Below are 6573 nucleotides of genomic sequence, written 5' to 3'. Positions count from 1 at the left end.
GACACGCAGTTCGTGCTCGGCGCGAGCGGCCATATCGCGGGCGTGATCAATCCGGCTTCGAAGAACAAGCGCAGCTACTGGATCGACGGCAAGCTCGGCGGCAGTCCGGATGCGTGGCTCGAATCGGCGAAGTCGCAGCCGGGAAGCTGGTGGACGCACTGGTCCAACTGGCTGAAGCCGCACGCCGGCCAGGAGATCGCGGCGCCGAAGAAGCTGGGCAACGCGAAATACAAACCCATCGAACCGGCACCGGGGCGTTATGTCGCCAAGCATCCGCCGGAAGTGATGGGCACCTGAGCTGATGACCACGGGAAACATGGCTATCCACGACGAAGACAAGATCGATTGCCACAACCATGTGTTCGATCCGGCGCGGTTTCCCTATCGGGAGGACACCGTGTACCGGCCCTCCGGGCAGGAGATCGGCACGGCGAAGCAGTTCCTGCGCGTGATGGACGCCCACGGCGTGCGTCACGCGCTGCTCGTCGGGCCGACGAGCGGCTATCGCACCGACAACCGCTGCATGCTCGATGCAATCGCGCAGGCGCCGGGGCGCTTCAAGGGTATCGCGGTGGTGGACAACGATGTCAGCCGTGAGGCGCTCGTTGCGCTGAAGGGCGGGGGCGTCGTGGGGGTCGCGTTCAATCCGGCAATGGAAGGCGCCGAGGTCGTGACCGGTGCGGGCGCGCTGCTCGACCTGCTCGCTGACCTCGACCTGTTCGCGCAGATCCAGGTCGTGGGCGATCAGCTAGTCGAGTTGATACCCACCATCGAAAGGATGCGCACGCGCGTGCTGATCGACCATTGTGGGCGGCCGGAGGTCGGCGGCGGATTGAACCAGCCTGGGTTTCAGGCGCTGCTGCGTCTCGCGGACGGCGGGCGCACGGTGGTCAAGCTCTCGGGCTGGCAGAAGATTTCACAGCAGGATCACCCGTACGAGGATGTGCAGCCTTACGTGAGGGAACTGCTGCGCACGTTCGGAGCCGACGCGTGCGTGTGGGGCTCGGACTGGCCGTTCCTGCGCGCGCCGGTGCGGCTCGATTACGGGCCGTTGCTCACCCTTTTCGCGGAGATGGTTCCCGATGCCGGGCAGCGGCGGCGCGTCTTTTGGGACACGCCGCGAAGGCTGTTCAAGTTTGGGGGATGAAAGGCGGCGTCACCGGCCTGCCGTCGCACCCACTACCGCGCCACGCTGCTTGAACGCCCAGGCGATCGTCATGCCGATACCGAGCGTCGCAAGACACACCACCGGCACGATCATCGGCGCGCTCGCGCTGCCCGCGACCTTGCCCACGTACGGCATCAGGTTCTGGCTGAAGAACCCGCCGAGATTGCCGATGGAGTTGATCGCCGCGACGCTCGCCGCTGCCCGCGCGCCGGAAAAGAAACGCGGCGGCAGCGACCAGAAGCACGGGTAGAGCAGCGGGATGCAGGCCCCGCCGAGCACGAGCGCGGCAAAGCGCAAGGGCAGCGTCGGCAAGACAAGGCTCAAGGCGAAGCCCACGACGCCGACGCCCGCAACGATCCCCATCGCCTTCAGCACGACGCCCTCGCGCTTCAGTTTCGACGGCAGCCACAGCAGCAGCAACGCGCCGAGCGCCCACGGAATCATGTTCAGCAGCCCATTGAGCGACGACGAAACGCCGCCGCTCTTGAGCAGCGTCGGCATCCAGTAGGTCACGCCATAGAGCGACGTCGACATCAGCATGTACGCGCCGGCGAACATCAAGACGCGCGGGTCGATGAGCGCGCGCCACGGATGCTCGGAGGTCGCCTCGGGTGACGCTTCCCGCAACAACGCGGCTTTCATCACGCGCTTCTCCTCGTCGGAGAGAAACGGCGCGCTTTCCACCGAATTCGGCAAATAGCGCAGCGCGACGGCGGCGATCGCGATCGCCGGCGCGCCCGTCGCGACGAACACCCATTGCCAGCCCGCGAGGCCAAGGTTGCCATCGAGCGAGAGCAGCAGCCCGCCCGAGAGCGAGCCGAGCATGTTGGCGAGCGCGCTGCCGAGCGTGAAGAACCCCAACATGCGCGTGCGATGGCTTTGCGGAAACCAGAGCGTCAGATAGAAGATGACGCCCGGATAGAAGCCCGCTTCCGCGACGCCCAGCGCAAAGCGGAACACGTAGAAGAGGGCCATCGAGTGCGTGAAGGCCATCAGCACCGTGATCACGCCCCACGTCGCCATGATCCGCGCGAGCCACAGCCGCGCTCCGAAGCGATGCAGCGCGAGCGTGCTCGGCACCTCGAACAGCAGGTAGCCGATGAAGAACAACGACGCGCCCAGCCCGTATGACGCCTCGGTCATGCCGAGGTCATGCACCATTTGCAGCTTGGCGAAGCCGACGTTCTGCCGGTCGATGAACGCGATCAGGAACATGACGATGAGCAGCGGCATCAGCCGCCAGGCGGTCTTCGTCACGACCTGCTGTTCGGTGGGGGTTGCGGTCTGCATCATGCGGTCGACTCCGGTGAATTCATACATATGTTTAGTTGAATCGTTGGTCGACACAATCAGTGATAACCCGCTGGCGGTCTTGCATAGGGGTTTGCCCCGGCGTGACGAATGGCTCGTCTTCGTGGAAACATATAGATGAATTCATCAGGCCCCGACATGCAAGCCGACAACCGACTTCCCCGCTATCAACGTCTGCGCGACGAACTCGTCGCGATGATCGCCGCGCGCCACTGGCGTCCGGGCGAGGCCATCCCGACCGAGCAGGCGCTCGCGAAAAGCTACGACGTCGCGGTCGGCACGGTGCGCAAGGCGGTGGATTTGCTGGTCGCGGAAGGCATGCTCGAACGCTTCCAGGGTCGCGGCACCTTCGTGCGCCGCGCGAGCTTCGACAGTTCGCTGTTCCGCTTCTTTCGCTTCCAGACCAAGCAGGGCGAGCGGCGCATTCCCGAAAGCCGCATCCTGCGCCGGGAAGTCGTCGAGGCGCCATCCGCCGTCGCGGCCGCGCTGCAGATCGCGCCGAACGCGCGCGTCATCCGCTTGTCGCGGCTGCGCCTGATCGACGACGTCCCCATGCTCGCCGAGGAAATCTGGCTGCCGTTCGATCGCTTCGAGGCGTTCGCCCGGTTGCCGATCGACGGAATCGGCGACCTGCTGTATCCGGTCTACGAGGCGGAGTGCAATCAGGTGATCGCGTCAGCGACCGAGACGCTCACCGTCGAAGCGATCGGGCCGCTGCACGCGCGCCTTTTGCGCATCGAACCGGGCACGCCGACGGTCGTCATCGAACGGCTTGCGTATGGCTACGACCGTCATCCGCTCGAATGGCGGCGCTCGCGCGGCCCCGCGAGCGAATTCATCTACCAGGCCGAGATTCGCTGACCGGATCGCATCCGGCACGATCGATCGACCAGCGCGCACGGCGCGGCGCAATCAGGAGGCAAGCGATGTTCGGATGGTTCAGGGAGATTTCCGGCAACGAGCGGCGCACGTTCTGGGCGTGCTTCGGCGGATGGGCGCTCGATTCCCTCGACGTGCAGATGTTCAGCCTCGTGATTCCGGCGATCATCGCGGAATGGTCGATCAGCCGGACGCAAGCGGGGCTGGTCGGCGGGGCGACGCTGGTTGCATCGGCGCTCGGCGGATGGATTGCGGGCATGCTCGCCGACCGCATCGGCCGCGTGAAGACGCTGCAATGGACCGTCGCGTTCTTCTCGGTCTTCACGTTCCTTTGCGCGTTCGCCCAGACGTATCCGCAGTTCCTCGTGCTCAAGAGCCTGCAGGGGTTCGGCTTCGGCGGCGAGTGGGCCGCGGGCGCCGTCCTGATGGCCGAGGCGATCCGGCCGCAGCATCGCGGCAAGGCGATGGGCACGGTGCAGAGCGCGTGGGCGGTCGGCTGGGCGGCGGCGGTGCTGCTGTACGCGTTGATGTTCTCGCTGCTTCCCGCCGACACCGCCTGGCGCGTGATGTTCGGCATCGGCATCCTGCCCGCGTTGCTGATCCTCTATGTGCGACGAGGGGTCCAGGAGCCTCCGGCGCCGCCGCGCAGCGCGGCGCGGCCTTCCGCGACACTCGACCGTGTGCCGCTCCTCGGCATTTTCTCGCCGCAGGTGTTGCGCATGACGCTCGTCGGCGCGCTGCTCGGCGTCGGCGCGCACGGCGGTTACTACGCGTTGATGACGTGGCTTCCCACCTACCTGAAGACCGAGCGCCATCTGTCGGTGCTTGGCACGGGCGGCTATCTGGCGGTCATCATCGTCGCGTTCTTTTGCGGGTGTCTCGCGAGCGCGCAGCTACTCGACCGCATCGGCCGGCGCGGCACGATACTGCTGTTCTCGATCTGCTGCGTTGCGACGGTGGTGGCCTATCTGTTCCTGCCGCTCGGCAACGCCGCGATGCTGGTGCTCGGCTTTCCGCTCGGATTCTTCGCGGCCGGCATTCCGGCGAGCATGGGCGCGCTCTTCTCCGAGCTGTATCCACGCGGCACCCGAGGTACCGGCGTGGGCTTTTGCTACAACTTCGGGCGTATCGTCTCGGCGGGTTTTCCCGTGCTGGTCGGACACATGTCCGCGAACATGGGGCTCGGCACGGCCATCGGCATCGACGCGGGGATCGCGTATTCGATAGTCGTGGTGGCGGTGCTGATGTTGCCGGAGACACGCGGACGAACGCTCGCGGATGACCTGCCCGAACGTGAAGTCGCCGTGCCGATGCCGCGCGTTCATCGCCGTTGAGCGGGACCCGACGAAACATGGCGATTCAACCTGAACACAAGGCGGCGCCCGGGCCGATCACGGCGATCGACACGCACGCGCACGTCTTCGAGCGAGGGCTGCCGCTCGCCACGCGCCGCCGCTATGCGCCTCGCTACGATGCGCCGCTTCCCGACTATCTCGCGCAACTCGACGCCCACGGCATCTCGCATGGCGTGCTGGTGCAGCCAAGTTTTCTCGGCACGGACTGTCGCTATCTGCTGCGTGCGCTGGCTTTGGCGCCTGAACGGCTGCGCGGCGTCGCGGTGATCGATCCGGCGTGCCCTCCGACGTGCAACCCGGCGCATCTCGACGCGATGCATCGCGCGGGTGTCGTCGGCATCCGTCTGAATCTCTTCGACGCGCCCGATCCGCGTTTCGACGACCCCGTTTGGCATGCCACGCTCGGCCATCTCGGGCGTCTGGGGTGGCATGTGGAGGTGCATGTCGAAGCGAAGCGGCTTGCGGGAATCGTCGAGCCGCTTTTGGAGCACGAGGTGAGGATCGTCGTCGATCATTTCGGACGGCCCGATCCCGCGTTGGGTGTCGAGGACCCGGGGTTTCGGTATTTGCTGTCGCTGGGTCGAACGGGGCGGGTCTGGGTGAAGATATCTGGCGCTTATCGCAATGGCGTGGAGGCGGTTGCGACCGCGTTCGCGCGGGTGGCGGCCGATGCCCTCAAGCATGAATTTGGCGTCGAACGGCTGGTGTGGGGCAGCGACTGGCCGCACACGCAGTTCGAGCAGACCGAGCGCTTCGAGCGGGCGTTACGGGTGTTGGATGCGGTCGTTCGGGATGAGCGTGAACGTCGTGCCGTATTGGTGAGTACGCCGGCGCGGTTGTTCAACTTTGGTCAGGGATCGACGCCACCTTAACCCTCAAGCCGCCTTACTCTGCACATCCTGCTCGACCCAAAGCTGGCTGTCCGGAAACCAGAACGCATCCGGCCGGGGCGGCGCGGCCAGTTTCACCGGCAGCGACGGATTAAAAATCTTCGACCAGGCCGACAAATAAGACGGCGTCTTCACGAGAAACCCGCAATTCGAAAGCAACAAGCTCGACACCAGCGCTTCACGTCCGATTTCAAGTCCCGGATAACCGCTGAAATGAATCGGCATATCGCCATTCGCCAGCAGTTTCGCGGGCGCCACTTTAACAGGCCGGCTAAACGACCAAGCACAAAAGAAATCGATAAACGTCTGTTCGTCGCTTGAAACGAAGATATTCGTCAAATGCGGATGATCGGCAAGCGTCGATTCAACCAGCCGGCAGAAATCGCCCCACGGCACCGTCATCGCCTCGACTTTCTTGTCCGTACCTCTGAAATGAACGCCGAGTGTCGATTTACCGATCTCGAGTCTTTTGCAGATCGCACTGACTTCATCGCGAATAGGCGCAGCCGGCCGATAATGCGAGAGAAACAATTCGCTCGCGCTCTCGATACGAAGCCGTGCTTCATATCGCTGTCGAAAACCGAGTTGAACCAGATCGCTGACAGTCGATGTCCTGACCTTTTGCGAAGCCAACGATCCAGTCGACGGCCGCACGCTTTCGAAGTATTTGGAGAACCAGTCGATCCTGCCTTCGGGATCGCCGTAAAGCCCGCCGCGCGCGGAGATACGCGGCGTCAGGCCTTTCTCCTCGCAATGCATGAGGATGAACAGGACCATCTGCATCACGGAGAAGAAGCCCGAATTCTCGTGTATCTCGATGGCGAACACGCTCCTGTTCAGGCGCTGCCGTGCATGCAGCGAGACCCGCACAGGCGTGGCGACCGAGTGCTTGAACCCTTCGCTGCGCCGGAACTGCCGGACGCGATCGACCACCTTTCGCAACATGGCTCGGCTCCTTATCGATTAGGCT

The 6573-nt window shown here is 64.5% G+C and carries 6 protein-coding genes and 1 pseudogene; 5 read left to right on the top strand and 2 right to left on the bottom strand.

All coding sequences use genetic code 11. From position 1 onward, the window contains the following. Positions 1-297 (top strand): annotated as a pseudogene (locus AWB68_RS23780) (class I poly(R)-hydroxyalkanoic acid synthase); the annotation flags it as partial. Between the two features lie 19 nt (positions 298-316). Then, positions 317-1147: an amidohydrolase family protein gene (locus AWB68_RS23775; protein WP_087646802.1), complete on the top strand. Its 831-nt coding sequence runs from the start codon at positions 317-319 to the stop codon at positions 1145-1147. A gap of 9 nt (positions 1148-1156) precedes the next feature. On the opposite strand, the gene AWB68_RS23770 is transcribed toward AWB68_RS23775, so the two are convergent. Continuing rightward, entirely contained in the window at positions 1157-2461 is a 1305-nt protein-coding gene (locus AWB68_RS23770) for an MFS transporter (RefSeq protein WP_087646801.1), read from the bottom strand. 156 nt (positions 2462-2617) lie between these two features. Between AWB68_RS23770 and AWB68_RS23765 the strand changes: the two genes are divergently transcribed. From AWB68_RS23765 to AWB68_RS23755, 3 genes are all read left to right on the top strand, one after another. Then, positions 2618-3340, top strand: a complete 723-nt coding sequence (locus AWB68_RS23765) for a GntR family transcriptional regulator (protein ID WP_087646800.1) — start codon at positions 2618-2620, stop codon at positions 3338-3340. A gap of 65 nt (positions 3341-3405) precedes the next feature. Then, positions 3406-4692 carry an MFS transporter gene (locus AWB68_RS23760; protein WP_087646795.1) on the top strand — a complete coding sequence of 429 codons (1287 nt, stop codon included), beginning with the start codon at positions 3406-3408 and terminating at the stop codon, positions 4690-4692. A gap of 17 nt (positions 4693-4709) precedes the next feature. Continuing rightward, complete coding sequence (locus AWB68_RS23755; protein ID WP_087646794.1) at positions 4710-5585, top strand: amidohydrolase family protein; 876 nt, start codon at positions 4710-4712, stop codon at positions 5583-5585. Between the two features lie 3 nt (positions 5586-5588). Here the strand turns inward: AWB68_RS23755 and AWB68_RS23750 are convergent, their stop codons facing one another. After that, complete coding sequence (locus AWB68_RS23750; RefSeq protein ID WP_087646793.1) at positions 5589-6548, bottom strand: O-fucosyltransferase family protein; 960 nt, start codon at positions 6546-6548, stop codon at positions 5589-5591. Positions 6549-6573: the final 25 nt, after the last annotated feature.

The organism is Caballeronia choica (assembly GCF_001544535.1).
GTDB lineage: Bacteria > Pseudomonadota > Gammaproteobacteria > Burkholderiales > Burkholderiaceae > Caballeronia > Caballeronia choica.
This window is presented reverse-complemented; position numbering and strand designations above follow the sequence as displayed.